The sequence below is a fragment of the Streptomyces sp. NPDC127068 genome (assembly GCF_042724695.1).
Taxonomy (GTDB): domain Bacteria; phylum Actinomycetota; class Actinomycetes; order Streptomycetales; family Streptomycetaceae; genus Streptomyces.
Genome location: NZ_JBHXEN010000130.1, coordinates 1 through 1,145 on the forward strand (window position 1 = coordinate 1; position 1,145 = coordinate 1,145).

Sequence of the window (1,145 nt, forward strand, 5' to 3'; positions counted from 1 at the left end):
TTCGATGTCCAAGACCTTGGTGTTCAGGTCGACCCTGAGGAGTTGATTCAGCGGGGTGTGGAGTTGGGTCTTCGGGTGGTGGCCACATGGTCACCCCGTTCGGTCGACCTCTTCGACGCCCTGATTCTTGCTGACGAGACGACCCCCACTCTCACCGGCGTCTACACCCCGGCAGCCTCACCCGGCGCATCGGTCAACAATCCCCTGGCCGCACGCGGTATCGGCACGGTCGTCAAGGCCGCCCGTGAGCGGCTTTCTCAACACCTGCCCACGTACATGGTTCCTTCGGCGATCATGGTCCTGGACCATATGCCGTTGACACCGAACGGCAAGCTGGACCGCCGTGCTCTGCCTGCTCCGGACTACGCGGCCACGGCCAGCGGCCGGGCACCTCGCACCCCGCAGGAGGAGGTGCTCTGCGGACTGTTCGCCGAGGTCCTTGGTCTGGAGCGGGTCGGCATCGACGACAGCTTTTTCGAACTGGGCGGCCACTCCCTCCTCGCCACTCGTCTGGTCAGCCGCATCCGCAGCACGCTCGGAGTCGAGCTGCCCATCAAGGACGTCTTCAGCACCCCCACGGCCGCCGGCCTGGTGACCCGTCTTTCCGACAGTGGCCGGGCCCGGACGGTGCTGGTGCCGATGGTCCGCCCCGCGATCGTTCCGCTGTCTTTCGCCCAACGGCGCCTCTGGTTCCTGCACAAGCTGGAGGGCCGCTCGGCCACCTACAACATGCCGTTGGTCCTTCGTTTGAAGGGCGAGTTGCACGCGGACGCCCTGCACGCCGCCCTGCACGACCTCATCGCCCGGCATGAATCGCTGCGTACTGTCTTCCCCGAAACCGATGGTGAGCCGCGCCAGTTGGTGCTGGACCCGCAGACCGCGCAGCTGGATTGGGAACGCCGTTCGCTCACCGAGGAGGAGCTGACCGGAGCGCTGCAGGAGGCCGCCCGCTACGGCTTCGACCTCTCCAGCGAACTCCCGGTCCGTGCCTGGCTGTTCCAGGTGGGTCCGGACGAGAACGTGTTGATGCTCCTGGTGCACCACATCGCGGGCGACGGCTGGTCGATGGGCCCACTCGCCCGCGACGTGGTCACCGCCTACACCGCCCGCACGCAGGGGTCGCAGCCCCAGTGGCCCGAGCTGCC

The 1,145-nt window shown here is 67.2% G+C and carries 1 protein-coding gene; it reads left to right on the top strand.

The features are described 5' to 3' along the window. Window positions 1-42: 42 nt before the first annotated feature. Window positions 43-1,145: condensation domain-containing protein (locus ACFWIA_RS35130; protein ID WP_387011336.1), on the top strand; the 1,103-nt coding region annotated here is incomplete at its 3' end.